At 72.2% G+C, this 25,164-nt stretch carries 20 protein-coding genes, 1 tRNA gene and 2 CRISPR repeat arrays; of the genes, 11 read left to right on the forward strand and 10 right to left on the reverse strand.

Annotation, left to right across the window (positions count from 1 at the left end; all coding sequences use genetic code 11):
• Positions 1–156: 156 nt before the first annotated feature.
• The 9 genes from LG943_RS12795 (at position 157) to LG943_RS12835 (ending at position 11,177) form a co-directional block, all read left to right on the forward strand.
• Positions 157–501 carry a DUF742 domain-containing protein gene (locus LG943_RS12795; RefSeq protein WP_270072519.1) on the forward strand — a complete coding sequence of 115 codons (345 nt, stop codon included), beginning with the start codon at positions 157–159 and terminating at the stop codon, positions 499–501.
• On the forward strand, positions 482–1,060 hold the full coding sequence (locus LG943_RS12800) for a GTP-binding protein (protein ID WP_270072474.1): 579 nt from the start codon (positions 482–484) through the stop codon (positions 1,058–1,060). The genes LG943_RS12795 and LG943_RS12800 overlap by 20 nt, the downstream gene beginning before the upstream one ends.
• Positions 1,057–2,289 (forward strand): styrene monooxygenase/indole monooxygenase family protein, encoded by a 1,233-nt coding sequence (locus tag LG943_RS12805; protein ID WP_270072475.1) that lies wholly within the window; start codon positions 1,057–1,059, stop codon positions 2,287–2,289. The genes LG943_RS12800 and LG943_RS12805 overlap by 4 nt, the downstream gene beginning before the upstream one ends.
• Before the next feature lie 196 nt (positions 2,290–2,485).
• On the forward strand, positions 2,486–4,246 hold the full coding sequence (locus LG943_RS12810) for a beta-ketoacyl [acyl carrier protein] synthase domain-containing protein (protein ID WP_270072476.1): 1,761 nt from the start codon (positions 2,486–2,488) through the stop codon (positions 4,244–4,246).
• Positions 4,219–5,529: an acyltransferase domain-containing protein gene (locus tag LG943_RS12815; RefSeq protein WP_270072477.1), complete on the forward strand. Its 1,311-nt coding sequence runs from the start codon at positions 4,219–4,221 to the stop codon at positions 5,527–5,529. The genes LG943_RS12810 and LG943_RS12815 overlap by 28 nt, the downstream gene beginning before the upstream one ends.
• Before the next feature lie 435 nt (positions 5,530–5,964).
• Positions 5,965–6,282, forward strand: coding sequence for a hypothetical protein (locus LG943_RS12820; RefSeq protein WP_270072478.1), 318 nt, complete (start codon positions 5,965–5,967; stop codon positions 6,280–6,282).
• A gap of 216 nt (positions 6,283–6,498) precedes the next feature.
• Entirely contained in the window at positions 6,499–7,173 is a 675-nt protein-coding gene (locus tag LG943_RS12825) for a CPBP family intramembrane glutamic endopeptidase (protein WP_270072479.1), read from the forward strand.
• A 74-nt stretch (positions 7,174–7,247) separates the two neighbouring features.
• On the forward strand, positions 7,248–8,150 hold the full coding sequence (locus LG943_RS12830) for an endonuclease/exonuclease/phosphatase family protein (RefSeq protein ID WP_270072480.1): 903 nt from the start codon (positions 7,248–7,250) through the stop codon (positions 8,148–8,150).
• Positions 8,151–8,273: 123 nt separating this feature from the next.
• Positions 8,274–11,177 (forward strand): DEAD/DEAH box helicase, encoded by a 2,904-nt coding sequence (locus LG943_RS12835; protein ID WP_270072481.1) that lies wholly within the window; start codon positions 8,274–8,276, stop codon positions 11,175–11,177.
• 250 nt (positions 11,178–11,427) lie between these two features.
• Positions 11,428–12,175: a CRISPR direct-repeat array (repeat unit 31 nt; unit sequence GTTTCAATCCCTCCAGGGATGATCAGCGACC).
• 110 nt (positions 12,176–12,285) lie between these two features.
• Here the strand turns inward: LG943_RS12835 and cas2 are convergent.
• The 8 genes from cas2 to LG943_RS12875 form a co-directional block, all read right to left on the reverse strand.
• Positions 12,286–12,549 carry a CRISPR-associated endonuclease Cas2 gene (cas2, locus tag LG943_RS12840; protein ID WP_270072482.1) on the reverse strand — a complete coding sequence of 88 codons (264 nt, stop codon included), beginning with the start codon at positions 12,547–12,549 and terminating at the stop codon, positions 12,286–12,288.
• Positions 12,550–12,551: 2 nt separating this feature from the next.
• Entirely contained in the window at positions 12,552–13,532 is a 981-nt protein-coding gene (cas1b, locus tag LG943_RS12845; protein WP_270072483.1) for a type I-B CRISPR-associated endonuclease Cas1b, read from the reverse strand.
• Complete coding sequence (locus LG943_RS12850; protein ID WP_270072520.1) at positions 13,529–13,996, reverse strand: CRISPR-associated protein Cas4; 468 nt, start codon at positions 13,994–13,996, stop codon at positions 13,529–13,531. The genes cas1b and LG943_RS12850 overlap by 4 nt, the downstream gene beginning before the upstream one ends.
• Before the next feature lie 60 nt (positions 13,997–14,056).
• Positions 14,057–17,152: a CRISPR-associated helicase Cas3' gene (gene cas3, locus LG943_RS12855; protein WP_270072484.1), complete on the reverse strand. Its 3,096-nt coding sequence runs from the start codon at positions 17,150–17,152 to the stop codon at positions 14,057–14,059.
• Complete coding sequence (gene cas7i, locus LG943_RS12860; RefSeq protein WP_270072485.1) at positions 17,149–18,201, reverse strand: type I-B CRISPR-associated protein Cas7/Cst2/DevR; 1,053 nt, start codon at positions 18,199–18,201, stop codon at positions 17,149–17,151. The genes cas3 and cas7i overlap by 4 nt, the downstream gene beginning before the upstream one ends.
• The gene (locus tag LG943_RS12865; RefSeq protein ID WP_270072486.1) at positions 18,201–19,502 is read right to left on the reverse strand and encodes a hypothetical protein; all 1,302 of its coding nucleotides are present in this window, start codon (positions 19,500–19,502) and stop codon (positions 18,201–18,203) included. Before LG943_RS12865 ends, cas7i begins: the two co-directional genes overlap by 1 nt.
• 104 nt (positions 19,503–19,606) lie before the next feature.
• Positions 19,607–20,296: a CRISPR-associated endoribonuclease Cas6 gene (gene cas6, locus LG943_RS12870; protein ID WP_270072487.1), complete on the reverse strand. Its 690-nt coding sequence runs from the start codon at positions 20,294–20,296 to the stop codon at positions 19,607–19,609.
• A 459-nt stretch (positions 20,297–20,755) separates the two neighbouring features.
• A CRISPR array of direct repeats spans positions 20,756–21,888; the repeat unit is 30 nt; unit sequence CTTGCGATCCCTCCAGGGATGATCAGCGAC.
• A gap of 249 nt (positions 21,889–22,137) precedes the next feature.
• Positions 22,138–22,866, reverse strand: coding sequence for a DUF2637 domain-containing protein (locus tag LG943_RS12875; protein ID WP_270072488.1), 729 nt, complete (start codon positions 22,864–22,866; stop codon positions 22,138–22,140).
• A gap of 211 nt (positions 22,867–23,077) precedes the next feature.
• Between LG943_RS12875 and LG943_RS12880 the strand changes: the two genes are divergently transcribed.
• Both LG943_RS12880 and LG943_RS12885 read left to right on the forward strand, forming a co-directional pair.
• Positions 23,078–23,152, forward strand: a tRNA-Val gene (locus tag LG943_RS12880).
• A 302-nt stretch (positions 23,153–23,454) separates the two neighbouring features.
• On the forward strand, positions 23,455–23,922 hold the full coding sequence (locus tag LG943_RS12885; RefSeq protein ID WP_270072489.1) for a hypothetical protein: 468 nt from the start codon (positions 23,455–23,457) through the stop codon (positions 23,920–23,922).
• Positions 23,923–24,106: 184 nt separating this feature from the next.
• Here the strand turns inward: LG943_RS12885 and LG943_RS12890 are convergent, their stop codons facing one another.
• Together LG943_RS12890 and LG943_RS12895 are read right to left on the reverse strand one after the other, a co-directional pair.
• Positions 24,107–24,574 (reverse strand): peroxiredoxin family protein, encoded by a 468-nt coding sequence (locus LG943_RS12890; RefSeq protein WP_270072490.1) that lies wholly within the window; start codon positions 24,572–24,574, stop codon positions 24,107–24,109.
• Between the two features lie 39 nt (positions 24,575–24,613).
• Positions 24,614–25,117 carry an RNA polymerase sigma factor gene (locus LG943_RS12895; protein WP_270072491.1) on the reverse strand — a complete coding sequence of 168 codons (504 nt, stop codon included), beginning with the start codon at positions 25,115–25,117 and terminating at the stop codon, positions 24,614–24,616.
• Positions 25,118–25,164: the final 47 nt, after the last annotated feature.

The following is a 25,164-nucleotide window of genomic DNA, read 5'->3' on the forward strand; positions in this document are numbered from 1 at the left end:
GCGAATTGTTCTTGGCTCCTGCGGCGGTTCGCCAAAGACTCCCCGGGCATCGACCGCGCCCGCACCCTGATCCGAGCAGAAAGCACACGCCATGATTCCCATTCGACTTCGTCGGGCCGCTGTGCGGCCCGTGCTGGAGCTGGGGCGGTGGTGGCGATGACCGCCCATGCCAGGCGCCTGCCCGTGCGCTTCCCCGGCTTCCACATGCCTCGCAACCTCGGCCAGTCGCGGTGCCGGAGGTTCTTCCTCGGCGACGAGACGGTAGTCCGGGCAGCACCCCAGGCGCTGCCTCGCCGGGACGGGTCGGTGGAAGCCCGCGTGGTCGACGCCTGCACGGCGCCGATCACGGTGTTCGAGCTGGCGGCTGCCACCGGCCTCCCGCGCGGGGTGGTGAAGGTCGTGGTGACCGAGCTGGCCGAGCGCGGGGTGCTGGAGACCAGCGCCGTGCGTCCCGACACCGCGACGCTGAGGAGGGTGATCGATGCGCTCGTCCGCCTCTGAGCTGGCCGGTGCGGTGAAGCTCGTGGTCGCGGGCAGCCCTGGCGCCGGGAAAACCAGCCTGATCCGGTCCGTCTCCGACATCGATCCGGTGCGCACCGAGGAGAAGGTGTCCCTGCTGCCCCATGACGGCCCCTCGTCCGGCTCCGAGACGACCACGGTCGCCTTGGACTACGGCCGCCTGCAGCTCAACACCGACCTCCTCTTGGCGGTGTTCGGCCTGCCCGGCGCCGCGCGGTTCAGGTTCCTGTGGGAAGACCTGGCGCGCGGGGCCGTGGGCGCCGCCGTGCTGGCCTGCCCCGCCGCTCTGGCCGACGCGGCTCCCGCTGTCTCCTTCCTGGAGGAGCGCGGCCTGCCGTTCGTGGTGGTGGTCAACGACGACGGCCGCGAACTGCCCACCGCCGACACGGTGCGCGGCGACCTCGCCCTGGACGCGGGTGTGCCCGTGGTCCTGGGCGACGTCCGCCGACCGCCCGTCGGCTTCGCCGTGGTGCGCGACGTGGTGCGCACCGCGCTGCGCCACCACTCCCAGGCGCCGGCCCTGGCCGGAGGTGGCCGGTGAGGATCGGGATCGTGGGCGCCGGCCAGTCCGGGCTCGTGCTCACCCACCACCTGCTGGCCCGCGGGATCGATGTGGAGCTGTTCAGCCAGCAGACCTCAGAGGAGATGCGGCGCGGCCGCGGGGTGCTGGCCCAGATCACCCTGCCCGCCACCCTGTCCATCGAACGGGCTGCGGGGCTGGACTTCTGGAGCGCGGGCGGGCCGCCGCCCTCGGCCCAGGTCGCCCCCATCTGGGACACCGTCCGCCTCACCGCGGCCACCACTCGGGGCGAGGTCGCGGTCTCGGGGCGGCTTCCCGGCCCGGCCGTGGCGGTGGACCCCCGCCTCAAGCGGGCGGACTGGCTGGAGTACGCCGAGGACCGGGGCGCCTCCGTGCAGATCCGCGGCGTCACCGTCTCCGATTTGGAGGGGTTCGCGGCCATCGGCCGCTACGACCTGATCGTCATCGCGGTGGGCGGCGGCGAACTCGGCGGCATCTTCCTGCCCGATGAGGCGCGGCGGACCTCCCACGCCCGGGCGCGCGCCCTCAGCCAGGCCACCCTGCACGGAGTGGAGCCGGGCCCGGTGGAGGCCGACGTGGTCAGCACCCCCCACGGCGAGATCCTGCTGCTGCCCGTTCTCAGTGCTGAGGGCCCGGCCCACGCCGTGGTGCTGGTGGGTGCCCCGGGCGGGGTGCTGGACGCGGTGCCCGATCCGCGTCGGCGGCGCCACACCGACATCCACGCCGCGCTGCTGGAGCGGCTGCGCGTCCACGCCCCGGGCATGTGGGAGCGGTGCCGCGGCGCCGACGTGCTGGATTCCTCCTCGCTGGTGCACGAGTGGATCCGCCCGGCGGTGCGCCACCCGGTGGGGTGGCTGCCCTCGGGCACCCCCGTGCTGGGCCTGGGCGACACCCTGGTCCAGGTCGACCCGGGCTCGGGGCAGGGGTGGGCGGCCTCCACCCTCGCTGCGGCCTCCCTGGCCGAGGAGATCATCGCCCGCGCCGGCACCGGCCGCCCGTTGGACGCCGAGTGGATGGACCAGGCGTTCGAGGTGTACTGGGCCCGCCACGGCCGCGCTTTGTCGCTGTTCGTGGACATGGTCCAGGGCTTCCACGCCGCCGACCTGGACCCCCGCATCCAGGAGGCGTTCGCAGCGGCCGCTGCCGACCCCGCGGCGGCCGACCAGTGGATCGCGTCGCTGGACAACCCGGCCGCCTTCGCCGACGCCATGGCCACCGCCCCCACCTGACCCGCCGGCCCCGCGCAAGGGGCCGCCGCACCACCCCGCGCTTGCCGCGATGGGGACGCCGCGCCCTATCGCCACCCCTTTTGTACTCGTTTGCCCCGGTTTTCACTTATTGCTGTGGAGGAGTGCCCATGCCCCCCGCCCGCCCCCGCCACCGCCATCCCGCCCCTTTTCCCGGCGCCTCCACGGCGGTGGTCCGATGAACCCCACCGCGCCGACGCCCGCCTTGCCCGACCTGCCGGTGGTGGCCGGTATCGGGTGCCGCCTGCCCGGCGGGGTGCGCGGCCCCGAGCAGTTCTCCGAACTCCTGCGCTCGGGGTGCGCCGTCACCGCTCCCGTACCGAAGGACCGGTGGAAGGCCATGGCCGCCGACCTGGCGCCGGGCGCCCGGCCCGCGCGCCGCTGGAGCGCGGGCCTGCTCGACGAACCTGAGCGGGCGGCGTTCGACGCGGCCTACTTCGGCATCGAGGAGGCGGCCGCCGCCGCGATGGACCCGCTGCACCGCCTGCTGCTGGAGACCGCCGTGGAGGCTTTGGCCGACGCCGGGATCCCCGCCTCGGCCCTGGCCGGGCCGCGCACCGGCATCTACACCGGCACGGCCGCCATCGACGCGGCGGTGCGGGAGTTCGCCCCGGGGCGCTCGCCGGGCCTGCTGGAGGTGGGCGGGGCCTGCACGGGCATGATCGGCACCCGCCTGGCCCGCCACCTGGACGCCCGCGGCCCGCTCCTGAGCATCGACACCGCCTGCTCGGCCTCGCTGACCGCCCTGCACTACGCCTGCCGCGACCTCCAGGACCAGCGCGTCGACACCGCGCTGGTGGCCGGCCTGAACTCCGTGGACAACGCGGTGGTGACCTCGGCGTTCGCCGCCGGCGGCGTTCTGGCCCGGGTATGTCGGCCCTTCGACGCCCGCGCCGCTGGCTACGTGCGCGCCGAAGGCGTGGTCGTGCTGGTGCTCCAGCGCGCCTCCCGGGCCCGCGCGGCCGGGAACCCGGGCTACTGCCTGGTGGCGGGTTCGGTGGTGGGCGGCGACGGCGCGGCGCCGGCGGCGGTGGGCGCCCCCCACGCCGGCGCCCAGGCCGACCTGGTGCGCTCCGCCTACACCCAGACCGGTATCGACCCCGACGCAGTCGGGGTCGTCCAGGCGCATGGAACCGGCACCCGCGCGGGCGACCGCGTCGAGGCCCGCGCGCTGGCCAAGGTCTTCAAGCGCACACGCCAGGACCCGCTGCTGGTGTGCAGCATCAAGGGCGCGATCGGGCACCTGGAAGGAGCGGCCGGGCTCGCCGGGGTGGCCGCCACCGCCCTGGCCCTGCACCACGGCGAGGTCTGGCCCACCGCCGGCCACACCCGCCCCGACCCGGTCCTGGCCAAGCACGGCCTGCGCGTGCCCACCACGGTGGAGCCCTGGGCGCGCACCGGGGTGCGGGTGGCCGGGGTGTCGGCGTTCGGGTTCGGCGGCACCGGCGCCCACGCCGTCCTCGTCCAAACCCCTGATCCCGTTCCAGCCGGTTCTGGTCGGCAGGGCGCGGCCGAGCAGGCGTCGACGGCGGCGCCCACCGCCCCCCATCTCCGCCCAAGCGGCGAGGAACCCATCGCCGAGGAAGCGGCCGCCTCCGAGGCCGCTGGCCCGGTGGTGGTGCCGGTGTCGGCGCAGACCCCCCAGGTGCTGGCGGCCACCGCCGGCGACTGGCCCGCGCGCTGCGCTCGGGCACTCCTGTGCAAGCCCTGGCCTCCACCGCCGCCCACCGCCGCGACCACCACGCCCACCGCGCCGCCGCCATCGCCGCCACCCGCCACGAGGCCGCCGACGCGCTGGAGGCCCTGGCCCGCTCCCGCCCGCACCTGGGAGTGGTCGGCCCCCGCACCGCCGTGCGCACTCGGCCGCGGATCGTCTACGTCTTCGGCGGGCACGGCGCCGACCACCCCGCCATGGCCACCGGAACAACCCGCACCGTGACCGAGTTCGCCGCCGCGTTGGAGCAGGCGTGCGCGGCGCTGGACGCGGCCGCCCCCGGCCAGGCGTGGAACCCCGCCGAAGGCGCCCCGGCCTCCTACGCCCACCGCCAGCAGGCCACCTGGGCCCACCAGATCGCCATGGCCGCCGCCCTGACCGCCTGGGGCCTGGCCCCCGACACGGTCATCGGGCACTCCCTGGGCGAGGTCGCCGCCGCCCACACCGCCGGCGCGCTGCCCCTGGCCGAGGCCGCCCGCCTGGTCACCGCCCGCTCCGCTCTCCTGCACGAGGCCCAGGCGCTGGGGTGCCTGCTGGCCATCGGCCTGTCGGAGGAAGAGGTGAAGCAACTGCCGGGCATGCCCGCCGGAGCCGAGATCGCCTGCATCAACGGGCCCGCCACCACCGTGGTGGCCGGCCCGGCCACCGCCCTGGAGTCCCTCGCCGGGCACCTGGAAGCCACCGGGGTGTGGCACCGGATGATCGGTGACGCGCCCCCGGCCCACTCCCGCCTGCTCGCCGACCACCAGGACCGGCTGCTGGCCCACATCACCCCCCTGCGGTGGCGCCGGCCGCGCGTGCCGATGGTCTCCACCGTGTTCCCCCGCGAGGTGGGTTTCGACCTGGACGAGGCCTACTGGCAGGCGCAACTGCGGGAGCCGGTGGACTTCTACGCCGCCCTGGCCGAGGCGCTGCACGCGGGCCCCACCCTGGTGGTGGAGGTCTCCCCGCGGCCGGTGCTCAGCGCCCCCATCACCCAGACCATCGCCCGCCACGGCCTGCCCGCCGCCCTGGCCACCGCGCCGGCCGGAGCCGATGCGCACACCGCGCTGCTGCACATCGCCGCCACCGCCTACACCCGCGGCCGCGCCCCCGCCTGGCCCACCCCCCGCACCCCCCACACCCGGCTGCCGCTGCCGCGCTGGCACCACCAGCCCCGCCAGGAGGTACCGGATCTGGCCGACGACCTCGCCGGCCTGGCGGCCGACGAGCGCCGGGCGCGCCTGGCCGGCCTGGTCCGGGCGATGGTCGCCGAGGCCGCGCCCCTGCCGCTGCGGCCCGGTGACGACACCACACCGCTGGAGCGGCTGGGCCTGGGCTCCCACGACCGGATCCTGCTGCGCGCCCGGCTGGCCCAGCGCGCCCCGGCTCTGCCCGCCCACGCCGGCACCGACCCCGCCACCACCATCACCGACCTGACCGACCTCTTGGAGAAGACCGTGACCACCCAACCCGGCCGGGAACCCGAGCCCACCGCGCCGCCGCAAGGGCCGTCTACGGCGCGGTGAAGAGGGGCGGTCCGGTGTGTACCCCTGTGCATCCCTGAGCCGGACCGCCCCAGGTCCTCGCGGACGCCCTTGACCCTGGCGCCCGCGAGGACCGCACCCCGGCGCCAGGGGCACACCCCTGCCGCCGGCACTTCCTCACGGATCGCAGGCCGTGAGGAGGGAGCCGCGTCGGCCTCCCGCCCGGTCCCGCCCCGGGCGCGGGCCGGCGCGCTGCTCCGCCGGGGCGTGCGGGGCGCACCCCCGCTGGCCCGCGCCCCGCACACCCTCCCCCTGACCACTACGACGCACCTCACCCACCCGCACGAAAGGGCTCCTCATGATCACGATCGGCCCCCGGTGCCGGCGTCCCGCCGGCGGCCGCCGCCTCGTCCTTCCCGGCGGCGGCACCAGACCTGCCCAGCCAGACCCGGCTTCGCCGGTGCCAGGGGAGGCGGTGTGCAGCTGAAGACCGTCCGCCGCCTGCCGCCCGCCCGGCGCCGCCGGCACCGGCCCCGCGACGCCGCCGCCCTCTACCAGCAGGGCCTGCTCGCCGCCGAGGTCATGCAGGCCACCGGGCTGAGCTACGCCGACCTCCTGCGCCGCCTCCAGGCCGCCGGAGTGCGCATGCGGCCCGCCCGCCGCTCCGCGGAGCTGCTGCGAGCCAAGAGCCGCCGACGGACCGGCGCGCCGCCCTCGACGACATCGCGGCCGCCTACCACGACGGCCACTCCGCACCCACGCCGCACAACCCGCGCAGGAGCCTCACCGCCGTGACCGGCGAACCGGAGCCATCAGCCCCCCGCCACCTGCCGCCCGACCCGGCCTTGACCACCACACAGGAATCCCGCGATGACACCCTCCACAAGCGCCGCCCCGACCATCCGCCATTCCCGGGGACGACGCCTGCTCCCCCCAGCCCCGACCGCGCCGCCTGAGCCGCGCCGCATCCGGTGGTACCTCGCCTACCCCGCGGCGGTCGGGATCTACGCGATGACACTGCTCAGCCCCTGGTGGGCTCTGTGGCCCACCCCGCCCATGCCCGACACCCTCGCCTTCGAAGCCGTGGCGCCGTTCGCCGCCCGAGCCTGGACCATGCACGCCGTCACCTCCCTACTGGTCCTGGCACTCGCGGTCGTTGTGGCGCGGTGGACCCGGGTCGGCCTCGGCGGGGTGGGCGTGGCGCCGGGCTGGACCCGGGACCCGGAGCACCGTGCGCACGCCCGGCGGCAGTGGTGGGCCGTGTTCGCGTGGGTGCTGGGGTCCTACTGCGCGGCCACCGGCATCCTCGCCATCAGCGGTGCGCCCTTGTACCCCGGCCAGGGGGAGGCCGACCCCGCCGCCATGGGGGTGGTCCTCCTGCCGATCTCGGTGAGCACCGCCTGGATCGAGGAGGTCATCACCGTGGCCCTCGTCATGCTTCTGCTGAGGGCGGCACGCCAGCCTGCGGCGGTGGCATTCCTCCTGGTCGCCCTCGCGAAAATCCCCTACCACCTCCCGCAGATGGGCCTTCCCGCAGTGGCGGTGGTGGTGGCCGCACTGGTGTGCGCATGGACGTACCACCGCACAGGCCGGATCACGCCCGTCATCGCCGCCCACGCCGCCCACAACCTGCTCATGGTGGGTGTCATCTTGGCGTCGAGCGGCGCCGTCGCCGCGGCGCACTGACCGCACGGTTCCCTTCACCGGTGCCGCCCGCCGCGCTTCGCCTGCGGCGAGGATCCCCCGCAAGAAAGGTGCCCATGGACTCAACGGACCCGACCACCGCGCCGGCGCCCGCGCCCGAACTGCTGAAGGTCATGTCGGTCAACCTTCAGCACGGCGGCGTCCGGGCCCCCACCGGCAGGCCCCAGCACCGCTGGCCCCGGATCGCCGCCGACATCGGCGCGGCCGCCCCCGACATCCTGGTGCTCCAGGAGTGCCACGGCTGGCGGGACCACCTGCATGAACAGCTCTACCGCGCCCTCAACGACCTGGACATGCGGGTGGCCGGCCGCCTGGTCCACGGCCGCGCCCCCTTCGGCGGCAACCTCATGCTCTACCGCCACCAGCCCGGCGTACTGGAACAGGTCGGCTGGAGCGACGCCTACGAGCGCGAGCACTACAACGGACTGGGCATCGCGCTTTTCCACGTGGCCGGCCTGCCCGAGCGCCTGGCCGTGGCCGGGGTCCACCTGACCACGGTCACCCCCGAGGCGGCCGCCACTGAGGCGGTGTGGGCCGCCGACCGCGTCTTGCGCTACAGCGATCACGCCGTGGTCATCGGCGACCTCAACAGCCACCCCGCCCACGGCGACGACGGCGGCACCGCGCCCGACCCCCGAGACATCACCAAGGACCTGGACCGCACCTGCCGCTGGCACGCGGACGGCAGCCCCAACCGTACTGTCGCCGAGCGGCTGGTGGGCTCGGGGCTGTACGACGCCGCCGCCCACCTGGCCCGGCGCACCGGCCTCACCACGCACTACGCCGCGACCGGCCGCGGCGGCGTGCGTGTGGACCGCGCACACCTGAGCCGCCTCCTCCTCGATCGGCTCCTCGACTACCACCGGATTCCCACGGCCAGCGACCACCACGCGATCGCGATCGCCCTCGACCTGGCAGCCCCCATTGCCTCCCTCCCCAACCCGCAATCCGCGCGCTGAACACCACCCGCCGATGACCACACGCTTTCCGCTCCCGTCCTCATGGCCGGCCGCGCCGCCCCGCCGGGCCCCAGCCCCAGCACACCGGCCGACCCCCACCGGCGCGCTCGAAGGGCCCACACCATGAGCACACCCGCCCTGGACCCGTCCCTGGAACCCGCCGCGCTGGGCACCGCGATCCACCTGCGGCCCCACCAGGTGGAGACCCTGGAAGCCGCTCTCAAGCACCTCGCCCGCTTCGACCGGGCCCACGACGTCCTGGCCTGCGGCACCGGCAAAACCGTGATCGGCCGCGCGGTCGCCGACGCCCTGGCCCCCCACGGCCGCACCCTGGTCGTGGTCCCGCGGATCCTGCTGATCCCCCAGGCCATCAGCGACTACCGCCGCCTGGGCGGCGACACCGGGCTGGGGCGCGTCGTCATCGTCTGCTCCGACTCCTCCCTGGCCGCCGACCCCCGCCTGGCCGGGCTGGGCGCCGTGGTCACCACCGACCCCGCCGAACTGGCCCAGGCCGCCTCCGGCCCCGGGCGCACCACGGTGATCGCCACCTACGACAGCGCCTGCACCACCGTGGCCGCCGCCCACGCCCGCCACGGCCTGCCGCCCTGGGACCTGCTCCAGGCCGACGAAGCCCACCACCTGGTGGGTACCGGCACCTGGACCCGCGTCCACGACGACGCCGTGCTGCCCGCGGCCAAGCGCCGCTACACCACCGCCACCCCCCGCGTCCTGACCGGCAAGGCCGCCGGCGACGACAGCGCGGTGTCCATGGCCGACCCCGACGTGTTCGGCGTCCGCAGCTACACCCTGGGCTTCGCCGAGGCCATCGACCGGGGCCTGCTGTGCGGGTGGCGCGTGGTGGCCGCGGTGGTCACCGACGCCCACGTCCACGGCCTGGGCGAGCAGGCGCTGAGCATCAGCGAGGGGGGCGCCTCCGTCACCGCTGACGTGCTGGCCGGCCAGATCGCCGTGCTCAAGGCCATGGCCGAGTTCGGCGGGCGGCGGCTGCTGAGCTTCCACCCCCGGGTGGCCGACGCCAAAGCGTGGGCGGCCACCCTGCCCCAGGCCGCCCGGCTGGTCAGCGACCACGGGGGCCTCACGGTGGCCGCCCGCCACCTCAACGGCGGCCACTCCGGCGCCGTGCGGCGCCGGGTCCTGGACTGGTTCTCCCACCACAGCACGGCAGACATCCGCGCGATCACCAACGTCCGCTTGTTCACCGAGGGCTTCGACGCCCCCGCCTGCGACACCATCGCCCTCACCCACCGCAGCGGCTCCATCATCGACCTCATCCAGACCCTCAGCCGGGCCCTGCGCACCGACCAGCGCCCCGACAAGGTTGCGACGTTCATCGTGCCGGTGCGCCTGCGCTCCGAGCAGGACCTGGACGAGGCCCTCGCCGACCCGGAATGGGACACCCTGCGCCAGGCCCTGCGCGCCCTGGGATCGATGGACACCACCATCTACGACCAGGCCGCCCGCACCCTGCGCGCCCACGGGGCCCAGACCGACGCAGCCGCAGGGGCACCCGACGCCACCCCTGCCGCGGCTTCGGCGCCGGACTGGCTGCACGTGCGGGGAGTGCCCGTCCCGCCCGGTTTCGCCGCATCCGTCGGCCTGGCCGTCAGCCGCGTGCTGGCCCCGCCCGTCGAGGAGTACCTGGGCGCGGCCGCTGCCTACGCCCGCACCCACGGCCACCTGGCCGTGCCCCGCGACCACGTCACCGGCACCGGGCTGGACCTGGGGCGCTGGCTGCACCGCTGGCGCGAGCGCCACCGCAGCGGCGTGCGCGGAACTGTGGTCGACGCCCTCAACGCGATGGGCATGGTCTGGAACCAGACCGCGTGGAAGATGGAGCGCGGCCGCCGCGAAGCCGACGCCTACTACCGGGCCTTCGGCCACCTCCGCGTGCCGACCGACCACGTCACCGAGACCGGGTACCCCCTGGGCCAGCACATCACCAACCGCCGCCAGGCCCGCCGCCGCGGCCTCATGCCCCAGGAGGAGATCGCCTGGTGGGATGCATACGGCATGATCTGGAACGTCGTCGAGGCCGAGGAGGCGCGCTACCGCAAGGCCCTGGACGACTTCTACTCCGCCCACGGCCACATCAACGTGCCCGCCGACTACACCGCGGAGGGCCTCGGGGTGGGGCAGATGCTCAGCACGCGCCGCGCCGCCCACGCCCAGGGCCGCCTCAGTGCCGAGGCCGTGGCCTTCCACGAGCAGCGCAACGTGGACTGGGACGGGCGGTCCGCAGCCCACCGCAAGCAGGCCGACCGCAAATGGGAGCACGCCTACCACTTCGCCGCGCTCTTCCACCAGGCCCACGGCCACCTCAAACCCGCCAAGGGCGAGCGGGTCCCCGACCCCGCCACCGGCGCCACCTTCGGCCTGTGGGACTGGGTGGCGCGCAACCACCGCCGCTGGTACAGCCTGCCCGCTGACAAGCGGAAGCGGCTGCTGGACATCGGGTTCCAGCCGCCCGACACCGACGCCATCCACGCCGCCTACCGCCAGTGCCGCTCGATCGGCGCGACAGCGCTGCAGCTCGGCTACTCACCCGACCTGGTGCGCTCATGCCTGCGCTCGGCCGGGATCGCCGCGGACGAGGACGCTCCGCCGGGCGAGGGCGGCCGCGCGGCCCCTGCCACTCCGCAGGAGCGCGCCGCCGCCGTCGCAGCAGCACTACGCGACGGAGCCACCAACGCCCAGATCGAGCAACGATACGGCCTGGGGCCGGTGGCCGTTGCCAACACGCTCAAACACCACGGGCACCCCACGCGCTGGCGACTGCGCAGCGCGGCCATCGCCGACCGCCTCCGGGCCGGCGACCCGGAGGAAGCCGTCGCGGCGGACTTCCCCGACGTCTCCCGCGTCCGCTTCCTACAGGCCCGCAACCGCGTCCGCGCAGAAGCCACCGAACTCCAGCAGCACAACATGGACGCCCGCAGCCCCGACCTCGCACTTCACGCACAACCGCCATCGGAAACCTTCGAACAAGTCCAGGAGCCACTGTGGACCTGACGCAACTCCGGAGGCGTCTTGGATCCACCACACCGCGCCCTGACACGCCACCGACCTCCACATGCAGCGCCACGATAATCAGCGACACGGACGCGGGACCTGCGGCGGGCGACCACTCTGCCGTTGCGGTCCCTCCAGGGATGACCAGCGGCCACGAGCATGGTGGCGACCTGCTTGAGCAGCAGGCGTTTCAATCCCTCCAGGATGATCAGCGGCGAGCTGACGGCGTAGTACTCCCGGCCGTCCTCGGGTTTCAATCCCTCCAGGGATGATCAGCGGCCCGCCTCTCGTGCTCCCTGTGCGTGCTCGCGTCCCGGTTTCAATCCCTCCAGGGATGATCAGCGACGGAGTGGTACTGGGCAGCGGCGGTGTAGCGGCGGGGTTTCAATCCCTCCAGGGATGATCAGCGACTTGACGTCCTGGCCCCCACGGTCCACATCGACAGGTTTCAATCCCTCCAGGGATGATCAGCGACCTCGGCGGCCGCCGCCTCCCACGGGATCCCGGCGTGTTTCAATCCCTCCAGGGATGATCAGCGACGAGGGGGAGACGTGGCGCGCAGCAGCACCAGCAGCGGGTTTCAATCCCTCCAGGGATGATCAGCGACACCCGCGCCGCGTGCCCCCGGTGCGCGCACTGCTGGTTTCAATCCCTCCAGGGATGATCAGCGACCGGCCGACCTGGCGCGGGCGCTTCTCCCGCTGATGTTTCAATCCCTCCAGGGATGATCAGCGACCCGGAGATGATCCCGGTGGCCTTCCACCGCCCGCAGTTTCAATCCCTCCAGGGATGATCAGCGACCGGGAGCGCATGCGCCAGATCTTCCTCGTCCTGAGGTTTCAATCCCTCCAGGGATGATCAGCGACCCCGGTGACGCCCAGCTGCCCGAGGGGTGCGGGGTGTTTCAATCCCTCCAGGGATGATCAGCGACCCACGGTGACCTTCGACGGCGCGCGGTTCACCGGCGGTTTCAATCCCTCCAGGGATGATCAGCGACCCCGAGGGTAAAAGCGCAGGTCAACAGACGCGTGGACAACCACGGAAGGCCTTCGATTGCAGCGTTCCGCCGGTAGTGCAGCCGTGCAGGTCAGACACGGTTCTACGTAAGTCATATCACCGGGCCCTCGTGGGCCAGTCTTTGGCCGATGGTTTGCGTCTGCACGCCATGAGGCCCCTGTATGCGGTAGATGATCACACTGTCATATGAGGTGTCGATGAGGTCTTTGATCGAGTGGGTGAGCGAACGGTGCTGTGCGGCGGACAGTTCGCCCTGGAAGACGCTGCGCTGCACCCAGTGCAGGTAACGGCGGCAGAGTTTGAGGATTCTCGGGTTGCGCTCGGCCAGCGTGTCGTAGACGACGATGACGAACATGGTCACCACCAGGGGCGAAACGGCTTGTAGGGAGTCTGTTCCAGGCACAGCCGCACGAGTTTGAGCGCCTCGAGGTGAATGATCTCCTCATAGCTGACCTTGCGGCGCAGGCTGCGGTGATAGACCGTGCCCGACAGTTCGGTCCGCAGCATCTCGGCGACTTTCTTTCGTCCGTCTCGACTGAGTGATGCGCGCGCCACCTCGCTCTCGAAGTCCGATTCCCGCAGCGTCTTCTGCGCGGCCGCGCGGCGCAGGAGGCGTTCGGCGAACAGTGGTTTGAAGGGTTCGGCGAGATCGAGGGCGAGGGTATTGCGGCGCCGATCCGTGTCGGCGTGCAGGAACCCCACTGCCGGATGCAGCGGCGTGCACCGCAGAGCGGTCAGGGTGCGGGCGTAGACGATGGTGTTGACATAGCTAATGAACGCGTTGCCGGCGTTGCTGGGCGGGCGACGGCTTCTCCCGTTGAGCCGGAGCCAGGGCGGCAGCATCGTGTCCAGGACCTCCCAGGCACTGCGCCGGAAGTTGCCTTCGAGACCCATCAACTGGTCGCTGGACTGCGCGGCGGGCAGGTCGTCGGTCAGCCGGCGCAGCGGGGCGTCGAGCAGGTCGGTCTCCAGTGCCCAAGCGACGTTGGCAGCGGTGGCGGCGACCAGCGAGCGGGCGATGGCGAGGCGCTGGGAGTCGTCGCCGGTAAGGGCGATCTGGCGGCGCAGGACCCGAGCGGAGGCCATGTCGTGAGCGGGGGTGAGGGCACCGGCGTAGTTGCCGTAGTGATCGAGCACGTGCACGGTGATGCCGTTCCTGCTGAGCAGCGACATCGCGGAGGTGTTGACGTCGACGTGGTCGAACAGGACGAGGTCTGCGATGTCGGTGACCGGGACGCGGATGGGGGTGCGGTCGGGCCGCTCGATGCGGATGCTGTTGTCTTCGCGGCGGATGCGGCAGGGTTCGGTGAGCCAATAGCTGCGTGCGGATGCGGTCACTGGTCTCCCCAGCAGTAGTCGCGGTAGGAGCAGCCGCGGCAGTGGCTGCGTGGCAGGCGCGGGGCGGGCTGGTCGGCGGCGATGACCTCGAGGGCCCGTTGTTCGGTCTCCTCGGCCTCGCGGCGCGCCTGAGCGTTCCATTCCACGGTTGTGGTGCGCCGGATGAGGGGATAGTGGACGACCCCGCCGGCGACATTGACACCCAGGCGTGCCAGCAGCAGGCAGTAGTGGCGCACATGGGCGGCGTGCTGCGGTGAGGGCCGACGCGAGGACTTGGTCTCGTGGACGCGGGCGCCGGTGGTGACCCAGTCGATGCGGGCTTCGCCCAGATCGACGTCGCGCCGACGGGTGTAGGTGGTGGCGTCGAGGGCTTCGCCGAAGGAGACAGTGTCGCTGCGGTGCTCGGGGCGGTAGCCGGTGGCATAGAGCCAGAGTTGGCGGGGGCAGTGGGCGAGGTACTTGATGTAACACGCCGCCGATACCGCTGTCGGCGGCCCCGGTGGACGCGTTCACACGATCGCGTCCTACCCGTGTGCCGGTCCGGAAACGGACGTGAGGTCGAGGCCGGTCTCAGAGTCGTAGGGCAGGTCGGTGCACCACAGCACAGGCCGGGTACCCGGCAGGGGCCGGATGCGGCCAGCGCGATGCAGACGCTGGAACTGGGCGTGGCGGATGGGGATGAGCAGGTCGGCGGCCAGTAGCGGGTGCTGTCGGCGCAGGTCCTCGTATTCGTCAACGTCGCCGGCGTACAGGATCTCGACGGTGTCGAAGGACGCGTCGAGTTTTTCGGCGTGTTCGCCGCGGTCATCGAAGGGCTCGGTGAAGGTGAGGAATCCCGCGGTGAAGGCGTCGCGGGCCCGGCGTGCCTGATCCAGCCAGGCGCGGCCCCACTCGGTGTCATAGGCCAGGCGCAGCCAGTCGTCGATGGTCTGTTCGGAGATGAGGGGTCCAGGGGCCTGGTGTAGGGCGTACCAGGCGGCGTCGACGGCGCCGGGGGCGTAGGGATGGGGCTCGTCGGTGTGGTGCACCCGGAACTCCACCGGCCCTTCGGGGTGGCGGCCGCGGCGGTTGACGCGTCCGGCGCGCTGGGCGACGGCTTCGACGGGGGCGCGTTCGCTCGCACCTCGGTCGAAATCCAGGCAGAGGGAGACTTCGAGGGCTTGGGTGGCCACGACCAGGCCGCCGCGGCGCGGCGGCTCGCCCGGGGCGCGCTCGGGGTGGCGGTCCTGGATGCGGACTTCGATGTCCGCGCGGTCGCGGCCGCGGAAGCGCGAGTGCAGCAGCAGCGCGGCGTCGGGGTCGCCGGGTCGCAGCTCGCGGGCCCGCGGTGCGAGCTGGAGGTAGAGGTGCCGGGCGGTAGTGACGGTGTTGGCCACAACCAGGACGCTGTAGCCGTCGGTGAGCCAGCCGCGGACGCGCTCCAGGCTGTCAGGGTGGGCCAGGGGGTGGTCGTCGAGGGCGAGGCGGTGGCGGTCGGGGGCGGTGCCGGGCGGTGCGCGGTGCACGCTCACCGGCGCGGTGAGGCTGGGCCTGTCGGGGCCCGCGATGAGCTCGAGCATGGGCGGGGCCAGGGTGGCCGAGGTGACGGCGATGCGGCTGCCCAGTCTCTCCCACAGGCCCATGGCGGCGCAGATGCGGCCGAAGACGTCGGGGTCGTAGGCGTGGAGTTCGTCCAAGACGATGACAGCGTTGGCCTGTTCCAGCAGCATGCTCGCGTAGCGGGGCCCGGCGATGGCGGCACGCAGCAGTTGGTGGGGGGTGGCCACGCGCACCCGCTGGGCGAACAGGGTGCGCATGGCGTGGGCCTGAGCGCGCGCCTGGGCCGCCGCGGTGGCGCGGGCGGCGGGGGCGTCATCGGGGCAGGCGGCCTCGGTGAGCAGGGTGAGGGCGGCGCGGGCGTGCAGCAGGCCGATGTCGGGGGCATCGTGGCCGGGGGCGGGGTCGAGGTCGTTGGCCAGGCGGCGGCGGGCGGCGTCGATGGAGGCGCGGTAGGGCAGCACCCACACCAGGCGGGGTTGGCCGTCCATGTCGGCGATTTGGGTGGATGCCCAGGCCAGGGCGGCCTCGGTCTTGCCGCTGCCGGTGGGCGCGCACAGGACCAGGTGGCCGAGGGTGTCGGCGGCGGTCTTCTGGTGGGGGTAGGGGGCGGCCATGCGGGCCAGGTAGTCGCTGGGCAGCGGCATGTGGGTTTGCAGCGCCACCCGGGCCGAGGCGCTGTGGTCGGCGAGGGTGACGGCGCCTTGGGCCAGCACCGCCACCAGGCCGTCCTCGGCGCTTACCGAGGCCGACCAGGCGGTGCGGACCTCGGCGAAGGCGTCGCGGGCCAGTTCCCACAGCCGGCGCCGCTCCGCCTCGGGGCGGGGGGCGCCGAGCCGGTCGGCGAACCAGTCCAGCAGCGCCCGGTGGCGGGCGGCGGGGACCTGGATGCGAGGGCGTCCGGGACGCGCGTCGGGGTCGCGGCCGAACTTCTTCTCCCACTCGGCCACGGCCGGATAGCGTTCGGCGAGCGCCAGGGGAACCTGCCGCGCCCGGTGGGGCGCCCGCAGCGGCCTGTGGTGGAAGGCGACCCCGGCGGCGATCAACCGCCGCCGCCACGGTTGCAGGTGGCGGGTGAGCAGGTCGACGTAGGCCAGCGACAGCACCTCGTGGCGCTCGCCCCATGCCTCGCCGCCCCGCGCCTGGTGCTGGAACCCGTTGGCGACCTTTCCGGCGTCGTGGAGCAGGGCGGCCGTCTCCACCGCCTCCCAGAAGCCGGGGTGGCGGGCGAGCACACCGGCCGGTCCGATGCGCTGGGCGAGTGCGCGGGCCGCGCCGCGCACCTCACCGCTGTGCTCGGTCAGCGTCTCGGGCCGACCGAGCGGGGAGTAGGCGGCCGACTTCGCCCACACCTGCGCGAGTTCGCCGGGCTGGTCCTCGGCGCCGGCCTCGGGGCTGGCCAGCCACACGGCCTGCCCGTCGGTGGGGTCGCGATAGGCTCCCCGCACCTGCTGCTCCCCGGCGGGGTGCGCGCACCACAGGTAGTCGCCGTAGACGGTGTCCAGCCGGTCGGCGCTCACGGTCTCGGCCAGGCGCAGGGCGGTGGCCTGCGGGGCGGCGTGGGTGCCTGCCGGGGCCAGGGCGTGGCCCACCACCGCCCGCTCGGCCGGCTCCAGGCGCACCCGCGTGATGGAGGTGAGGTGGAGCAGATCCTGGGAGCGGCCCAGCCGCAGCGCCCACACCGGGCGCCGCAGCGCCGCCGCGATGCGCTCGGCCTCGGGTTCGGGCACCCACACCGTCACCGACAAGTCGACCAGGAAGGGGCGCTCGCGCAGCGTGGTGCCGCCCTTGCCGGGGCGCACCCGCCCGCCCACCGCCGGGTTGGAGCCGTCGGCGGCGATGGGGTGGTAGGTCTCGGCGTCGACGCCGCGGCCCCGGGCATGGGCGCACAGCCCCAGGGTGAGGGGTTCGGACGGGCGCCCGGTGGCCGCGGCCAGCATGCCCCGCACGGTGGAGGGAGGCGGCACCGGCAGGCAGCGGCTCACGCCGGGAAACATCGGGTCGCGAAACGAGGCGACGGGCACGAACAACTCGATGCGCACCGCATCCACGGGCGCGCGCGCGGGCGTGGTTGTCGGCGTCACCGCTGCGGGTCCTCGAACCAGTGGTCCACGTCGCCGGCGCGGACCTCGGCGGCCAGACCGCGCAGCACCGTGCGCGGGTGGTCGATGCGCACGGTACCCGCCTTCATCAGGTCCTCCGCCTCGGCCTCGAAAGCGGTCCGCGCGGCGTCGTGGAACCCCGGCCGCCACCCCAGGCGCACCGGCGCCTCCCAGTTGCCCTCCCACGCGCGCAGTTCCTCGCGCAGCGCGGCGGCGCGCACCCGCAGCCCGCTGCCGTCCTGGGCGCCGTCGATCACGAACCCCAGCGGGTTGGCTCCCCCTGTCATCGCCACCAGCGCCAGCAGCGCCGGGGTGCGGTCGCCGTAGTGCAGGGCCTTCTTCGCGCCGCCGACCAGATCGGCGATGGCCTCCAGCAGCACGGCCACCCGCTCGCGGCGCATCTGGATCGGCAGCCGCAGCGCCTGCTGGCCGCGGAACTCGACCAGTTGCGCGCCCGCCTCGACGGCCGCGGCCGCCTGCAACGCCGCCTCCTGCGACAGGTAGTTGGCCTTGCCTCCGGCCCGTCCGAGGGTGAAGGTGCCCACCCGCGCCACATCCAGCACGAACGGCGCGGCCAGGTCGGCGGTGTAGAACTGGTGGGAGTGCAGCACGGGGTCGTTGCCGCCGCGTGACATCACCCCGAAGTCCTCGGTGGGCCGGGCCGGCTCCACCGCCATCAGGGTGCCGGTCATGAACGGGCTGTCGCGCAGCGTCGTGGCCTCCTCGTCCTTCTTGCGCGCGCCCGTCCTCATGTAGCCGAACAGGTCGTCGTCGGCGTAGCGCACGGGGTCGGCCGCGGTGGTGGCCTTCTGCGCCTTGTTCGCCCCGGCCCGCTCAATGGGCGAGGGCACGGCGCCGGCGTCGGTCATGGTGTCGCGGATCCAGCGGCGAAACGCCTGCGCCGAGACGTAGGGGTAGGTCTTGTTGCGCACCCGCGCCTGCTTGACGGGGGTGGTGGTGTTCTCGCCCTTGGCGTTGTTGGGGGCGCCGGCGGTGACGGCGAGCACGATCTTTCCGGCCAGGTAGCTCATCAGGCGTAGTCCTCGTCTGCTTCGGCCTCATCGGCCAACGGGTCGAATCGGGTGGGTGCTTCCTCGTCGGTGTCGTCCTCGAGGGGGGACTCGGAGATGGTCACGCCCTGGCGGTGGAGTTCGGCCATCACCTCGAACCACAGGCAGGCACGCGTGCGCCAGCCCTGCTCTCCGGCGGCCAGCAGTTCGGGGGTGACATCGGTCAGGTCGCCCACCACGTGGCCGTCGCGGTAGAGGCGGGCGCTCATCTCCACGAGCAGCCGGGACAGCGGGTAGGCGCTGCCGGCGGCGCGCCGGTACTCGTTGAACCGGCCCCGGCGGGAGTCCGCGGCGATCCACCGGGCGATCAGTTCGGCCACCGGCCGCAGGCGCTGGGGGTCCATGGCGTGCATCTCCTTCACATACAGGGCTGCCAGCGCCCGCCACCGCCACATCCGCAGGGAGGACGGCTCGTCGTTGCGGCTGAGCCGCCACAGGAGGTCCAGCAGCCGGTCGGTGGGGGCCTGGTCGGGGTCGAACAGGGTGCGGGCGGCGGCGGTGGCGCCGTCGAGGACGACCTCGCCGGAGGAGCCGGTGCGGTGCAGGGCGCGTTTGAGGGCCGACCATCCGGCCGCGCAGTCGGGATCGGCGGGCATGCGGTGGAGGAACCCGACCGCGCCGGCGCGTATGGCGCTCACCCGCAGCCACGGTTCCTGGTTGTCGTTTTTGAACGTCCACAGCACGGCGGGCGCCGGCGCGTCAGCGTGGGCGCGCAGCGCCCGCAGCACCTCCGCCTCAGGTCCCCGCCCGGAGGCCAGCCCTTCGAAACCGAGCTGGCCGATACGCGCGGCGCGTCGCACGTGGCGCGCCACGAACGCGCGCTCGACGCCGTCGGCTTCGCAGGTGAGCACAGTGGCCGATCCGGCCGTGACCCACGCCCCGTAGGGCAGCGCCCACACCGCAAGACGGCACGAGCGGCACACCGGCCATCCCGCCACGCGCGGCGGCAGCGTGTTGATGGCCCGCAAGGAGTCGAACATCGGCAAGGTCGACTTGGCCCACAGCACCGTACACGCCGCCCCGCAGAACACGCACGGCCGCACCGGCCCCTGCCAGCCATCGGCCGCCAGCAGCGCGGTCACGTCCTCGGCGAGCACGGCCGGGTCGCGAACGCGCTTGGCGTGGGTGGGCTTGGAGTTGGGATAGAGCGCGAACAGCACCTTCCACCAGTCATAGGCACCGGATCCGGTGGCCGCGGTGGCCGCTGCCACCACGTCGGCGACGATGCGGGCCGCCAGGCGGTCCAGATCCGCGTCATCCAACTCCGCGGGATGAGCGCACCCGGCCAACTCGGCCAACGCCCATGCGCCGCAGCGTTGCAGCGGGTGACCGGTCAGCGCCACACGCGGCGGGATGGTGGACGCGGTCACTTCACCCACCCGAACCCCTGGTTGGTGGCCAGCCCCAGCCCCCAGTCATAGATCGCGTCCAGCAACTGGGGCGCGGCCGCGACCCGCACCGTGGCCTGGGCCCCGATACGAAAGCCCTTCGCGGTGTCGAAGCGGCGGCGCGGCCCTGAGGCGACCACTTCCACCTCGACCTCGTTGGGCAGTCCCAGCACGTCGGCCTTGTGGCGCAGGTTGTGGACCAGCCGGTCCTCATAGCCCGCATCGCCGGGAACGAGGAACCGGTCGTCGCGTTTGACCACCACCGGAGAGACCGACTCCAGCAGCGCCACCCCCGCACTGTGGTCGGGCGCCGGCTCCAACTGCACTCCGCGCACGCGCAGCGGCACCGGGCCCCAGCGCAACTCGCTGCGCCCGCCCAGGGCCGCCAGCAACGTCGCCGCGATCTGGGGCACCGGGGAACCCAGTCGCACCATGCCCTGGGGCGAGGTCGCGTAGCAGCCGCGTTTGCGAGGTGCCCGCAAGAACACCGGAGGGCACACCCCCACAGGCCGCAGGGGCGACCCCTGCCACCCCGAATCGTGCAGCCCGGCCGCCAGGTCGGGGTTCTGGCCACCGATCAGCTCATAAACCACCGCCCGCGCCGGGCCGTGCACGTCCTCCCACGCCATCTGCGGCACCGACGCCGCAACATCAACCCGAAACCTCATCGCCACCCGCCTGGTGAGTCGTCGTGGCAAAGGGATAGCAGTCAGGGAGGACAAAATCAGCACGTCGGAGAAAATGAACCCGATGGCATTTTTCGTCCCATCAAGAACTTAATGTCCTCTTTCAATGATTTTGCTTGCCCTCTATTGGCCGCGTCGCCTCCCTAGAAAGCCCTCTCACGTGCCATGCGGACCTTATTGCGGCCTCTTTCGCCCCAGGGATGATCAGCGACTCCAACTGCTGCGCCGCCGCGCCGCGCGCATCGCCTTGCGATCCCTCCAGGGATGATCAGCGACCTTCACCGGCCGCGCCCTTGGCGCCCACCACCGTGCCTTGCGATCCCTCCAGAGATAATCAGCGACGCCGCTGGGGATGATCACGGCGCTGCTGGTGTGGTTCTTGCGATCCCCCAGGGATGATCAGCGACTGGTCCTGGCCGGGCTGCTCGTGGCCGGCGGCCACTTGCGATCCCTCCAGGGATGATCAGCGACCCGTGAGCCTGCTCGATTGGGGCCCCGACCAGGTCTTGTGATCCCTCCAGGGATGATCAGCGACCCGACATGGACACCTGGGCCTCCGCCGCCGCCGACGCCTTGCGATCCCTCCAGGGATGATCAGCGACTTGTGCAGGCGCTGCGGATGGCCCGCACCGCCGGCGACTTGCGATCCCTCCAGGGATGATCAGCGACGAGTGCCACCCCACCAGCACGCCCGCCAAGACCGCTTGCGATCCCTCCAGGGATGATCAGCGACACCTCGGCCGACCGGCCGACCCGCCACGCCACCATCTTTCGATCCCTCCAGGGATGATCAGCGACGGGCCTGGCCGTCAACGCCAGCTCGCACTGGTGGGCCTTGCGATCCCTCCAGGGATGATCAGCGACCCTGAGCCCGCGCCCGTGGCGGTGTGGACCCTGTCCTTGCGATCCCTCCAGGGATGATCAGCGACCGGCGGCACGGCGGCGGGCTGGCCGGTAGGGGGCTTGCGATCCCTCCAGGGATGATCAGCGACTGGTGCGCCTGGCGCTGGCCCGCTGGGGGATCGCCTTGCGATCCCTCCAGGGATGATCAGCGACCCGTCGGGGTCGCCGTCTTCTAGGAGCTGGTCGGCTTGCGATCCCTCCAGGGATGATCAGCGACCGTGCGCGTCGTCGGCCTGCCCGGCCTCTCCCGCGGCTTGCGATCCCTCCAGGGATGATCAGCGACCTGAGAGTGATCTCGTGGGGGTCGCGCGCCACGACTTGCGATCCCTCCAGGGATGATCAGCGACGGGGCGGGATCTGGGTTCGGCCTCCCGACACCGGCTTGCGATCCCTCCAGGGATGATCAGCGACGGAGCCCACCGCGATCCAGCGGGTCCGCACATCGCGCTTGCGATCCCTCCAGGGATGATCAGCGACGAGCGGTCCCAGGCCCGCGCCGGTATGCGCGCCGCCCTTGCGATCCCTCCAGGGATGATCAGCGACCCGAGGAGATCGCCGTCGTCGGCGAGGTCCTGGTCTTGCGATCCCTCCAGGGATGATCAGCGACGGGTGCGCCTGCCCGAGTGCCACCTCCAGCGCTGCTTGCGATCCCTCCAGGGATGATCAGCGACCCGAAGGTAAAGTCGCTGGTCGCGCCCACCAACGGACTTAGCAAAGCGCGACCTTTTGCAGCGGTCCGCCGGTAGTGCAACTACGCAGGTCATAGCAACCGATGAACCGTAGGTCCTCGTGTCCCCAGAGTGGTGTTGCGACACCGAGATATCTCTCCTTGGGTCTGGCGGTGACACGAAACTTCAATCAGTCTCGTCACAACCTCGATCTACTTCAAGGGGCGACACCGCCCTCTGGCGCCATGGAGGTCAGGCGACCACCCGCCGAAACGCACCTTGCTGACCTCGCTGCTTGACCAGTCTGCCCCACCGCGGCTTGCGACCGAAGACCGCGGCGATCTCCTCCCCACTCGGCAAAGACCCATCCGACCTGCGATGCTCCACCGCCCACTGCCAAGCTTCGACCTGGACCCGAGGAAGCGCAGGTGCCGCACCATCCGGACCAACCCCGGGCAGATGGCAGGCGTCGTCCGAACCAACGACATGGAGAGAAGCGGTGCCCTCGCCGCCGCGCTGCCGCGCGGCAGGCGCGGCCGTGTCCTCGTTCTCGTCTCCCACCCTGTGCTCACCGCGTGGGCTCGCCGCTTCTTCGCGGTCGGCCGCGACACGGAAATGGCGCATCAGCAACTCATAGGCACCCATCAACGCGAAACTCGGCCAGGCATGGATCACCCGCGACCACAGTGTCGGGTCGGCCACCGCCACGTTGGCCGCCAGCGACGCCGCGCTGCCCACCACCAGCAGCGCCCACGGCAGCACTCCCCCGCGCCGCCCCTGACGGGCGTCGGCCAGCAGCGCCATCGACGCCGCGACGATCATGCCGTCCACCGACAGCGGGAACAGCCCCGCACGCCAGGCCGGCTCGCCATGGCGCAGGGCCAACTCGAACATGTGGGCGTAGGACACCACGGCCGCGATCGCGGCCAGAAGCAGGACGGTGGTCGTGGTGATCCAGCGGGACCACGCCGGACTCGACATGGGGACTCGCACTCCCTTGCAGGTCATCAGCCATACACGGGAGCCGTTCGCCGGTGAACACTACCCAGGACGCATGCCGCGGCCGGTCATGGAGACGGCCTTCCTCCGCCGGGGGCATGGAGACGAAATGGAGACGCCAACTCGTCCCAAGGGTGCTAAACGGCGCCGAACGGCTCCCAATGACGGCCTCTGACCTGCGCTTTCACACGGAGGGCCAGGTCAGCGGATGACCCGAACTACCTTGACACGGTAGAGGTCACAGGTTCGAATCCTGTATCGCCCACCAGAATCACCCCAGGTCAAAGGCTGCTTCGGCGGCCTTTTTCCATGTCCGGGCACCGGCCCGTGGAGCGAACCTGGAGACGATCATGTGCGCCGGGCGCGCACCGTGCTGTTGCAGATCACGTGGCTGTTGCAGATGCTGATCAGCGGCCGTTCCCCCATTTACGGAAAAATGTGGGCGTCCAGACAGCACCGGTACTCGGCACTCATGCCACCCTGGTTCCGGCTCGGCCCGTTCACGCCGACTTCCCACCGCCGGCGGGAGTTCTGAGCCCGCTCGGAGTGCGCCAGGGGAGAATTGGGCGCATGCGCGTTCCATGGTTGGTGTTGCCGGATTCGACGGCGGTGGAGTGGTTCGAGGAACCACTGCCCGAATGGTTCACACCCGGCTTCTTCGTCGTTGTGGTCTTCCTCCTCGTCTTCACGAAGGTGATGCCCGAGCGGAAAGGGAATGCTCGACTGGGGATGGAGGAGCGCATCGACCAGGCACACGCCCGGCTGCGGGAAGGCGCGAGCCTGATCGAGGAGGTCTCTGCGGAACTGGAGACCCGCCGGGTGGCGCTGGAGCGGCTGCGCGCCCAGCGCGAGCAGTACGAGAAGCTGGCCGCGCTCGACCACGAGCAGGCCCAGGCGGTCACGCGGCTGGTGGAGGCCACCGTTGAGAAGGGCCACCGGCGGGCCGGCCGCGCGGCCTGGTTCCAGCAGATGCTGTTTTTCCTCCTGGGCGTGGTGGCGACCCCCCTGGCGCGGTGGGTCTTCCCCGGCCTTTTCTAACCGCCCTCAAACCCCGCTCCACCCAGTATCAACCTCGGAATCGACCTTGATGAAGCAGAGGCCCCGCTGGGCAGGACCAAACCAAAGACCGCATCGCCTGCTACAACGACGACCTGGCGTCTCCCCGGCCGGAGCGGTACAACCGCCGCTGCCCACGCCCGCCACCCGGCCGATTGGTCAGAGGTCAGGCTGGGGCGCGGAGGGATGCGATGGCCGCGGTGATCCCCTTCCTGTCGTAGGCGTTGGTGGGGATGGTGGCGCCGTGGGCGTGGCGGATGACTCCGTGGGTGTCGATCAGGAGGCTGCCGGACTGCTGCATCGAACCGAAGATCTTCCTGCTCAGGCCGATCATCTCGTGCGGGGTGCCGCGCCGGGCGGTGAGAACGGGGAACGGGATCTGGCGTTTGGCCTTCCAGGCGGCCGCCTGCTCCCGGTCGTCGGGGACCGCGAGCAGGACACGGACATTCGCGGCTTCCAGCCCGTCACCGCTGTTGACGAGGTCGTGGACGTGCCGGTTGCAGACCGGGCACGACGCTGACCGCATGAAGTAGAGCAGGACCGGGTGCTTGCCCTGGTAGTCGGAGATGCGGACGGTCTGCCCTGTGGTGTCTTCCAGCACCATTCGCGGTGCGGTCGATCCGGTTTCGAGCATGGTGGAACTTCCTCTCAGAACCAGGGTTGTCAAAGGCGATCAGTTCTGGTCGAACGTCGGTGATGCCTCTTCGCGCAGGCTGAGGCGGAGCGTGGTCCGGGCGCGATGCAGGTGGGACTTCATCGCCGCGGTGCTCAGCCCGAGCGCCTCGGCAGCCGTCCGTCCCGGGTAGCCCAGCACGTCGCGCATGATCAACACGCGGCGCTGGATGTCAGGCAGCTCCCGGATCGCCGCTGCGACCCGCTCCGCCTCCAGACGCTCGAGGACCTCCTCCTCGGCCGACGCCACGGCTACGGCCACGGCGTCGGCTCCACCGCCGTGGTCCAGCAGCCGCCGGACACGGCGCAGGCACTCGTGCTTGACGATGCGGAACATCCAGGAGGCCAGCGCGGCCGAGGCGCGCAGGGAACCGATCTTGCGGTAGAGAACGATCAACGCTTCCTGCGCGGCGTCCTCGGCGTCCTGCGATGACGCGCAGAGGTGTTCGGCGAAGCGCCGCACATGCGGATGAGCGCTGTGCACCACCGCGGTGATCGACTCCATGTCACCACTCTGAGCAGCCCTGATGAGACGCTCACTGGCCCAGCCAC

It is taken from the genome of Streptomonospora mangrovi, assembly GCF_027604915.1.
Lineage (GTDB): Bacteria > Actinomycetota > Actinomycetes > Streptosporangiales > Streptosporangiaceae > Streptomonospora > Streptomonospora mangrovi.

Bases quoted from the DNA above. Each gene is read 5' to 3' on its own strand.
- LG943_RS12795 (WP_270072519.1), top strand. From the start codon at position 157: ATGACCGCCCATGCCAGGCGCCTGCCCGTGCGCTTCCCCGGCTTCCAC.
- LG943_RS12800 (WP_270072474.1), top strand. From the start codon at position 482: ATGCGCTCGTCCGCCTCTGAGCTGGCCGGTGCGGTGAAGCTCGTGGTC.
- LG943_RS12810 (WP_270072476.1), top strand. From the start codon at position 2,486: ATGAACCCCACCGCGCCGACGCCCGCCTTGCCCGACCTGCCGGTGGTG.
- LG943_RS12815 (WP_270072477.1), top strand. From the start codon at position 4,219: ATGGCCACCGGAACAACCCGCACCGTGACCGAGTTCGCCGCCGCGTTG.
- LG943_RS12825 (WP_270072479.1), top strand. From the start codon at position 6,499: ATGACACTGCTCAGCCCCTGGTGGGCTCTGTGGCCCACCCCGCCCATG.
- LG943_RS12830 (WP_270072480.1), top strand. From the start codon at position 7,248: ATGGACTCAACGGACCCGACCACCGCGCCGGCGCCCGCGCCCGAACTG.
- LG943_RS12835 (WP_270072481.1), top strand. From the start codon at position 8,274: ATGAGCACACCCGCCCTGGACCCGTCCCTGGAACCCGCCGCGCTGGGC.
- cas2 (WP_270072482.1), bottom strand. From the start codon at position 12,549: ATGTTCGTCATCGTCGTCTACGACACGCTGGCCGAGCGCAACCCGAGA.
- cas7i (WP_270072485.1), bottom strand. From the start codon at position 18,201: ATGAGCTACCTGGCCGGAAAGATCGTGCTCGCCGTCACCGCCGGCGCC.
- cas6 (WP_270072487.1), bottom strand. From the start codon at position 20,296: ATGAGGTTTCGGGTTGATGTTGCGGCGTCGGTGCCGCAGATGGCGTGG.
- LG943_RS12875 (WP_270072488.1), bottom strand. From the start codon at position 22,866: ATGTCGAGTCCGGCGTGGTCCCGCTGGATCACCACGACCACCGTCCTG.
- LG943_RS12885 (WP_270072489.1), top strand. From the start codon at position 23,455: ATGCGCGTTCCATGGTTGGTGTTGCCGGATTCGACGGCGGTGGAGTGG.
- LG943_RS12890 (WP_270072490.1), bottom strand. From the start codon at position 24,574: ATGCTCGAAACCGGATCGACCGCACCGCGAATGGTGCTGGAAGACACC.
- LG943_RS12895 (WP_270072491.1), bottom strand. From the start codon at position 25,117: ATGGAGTCGATCACCGCGGTGGTGCACAGCGCTCATCCGCATGTGCGG.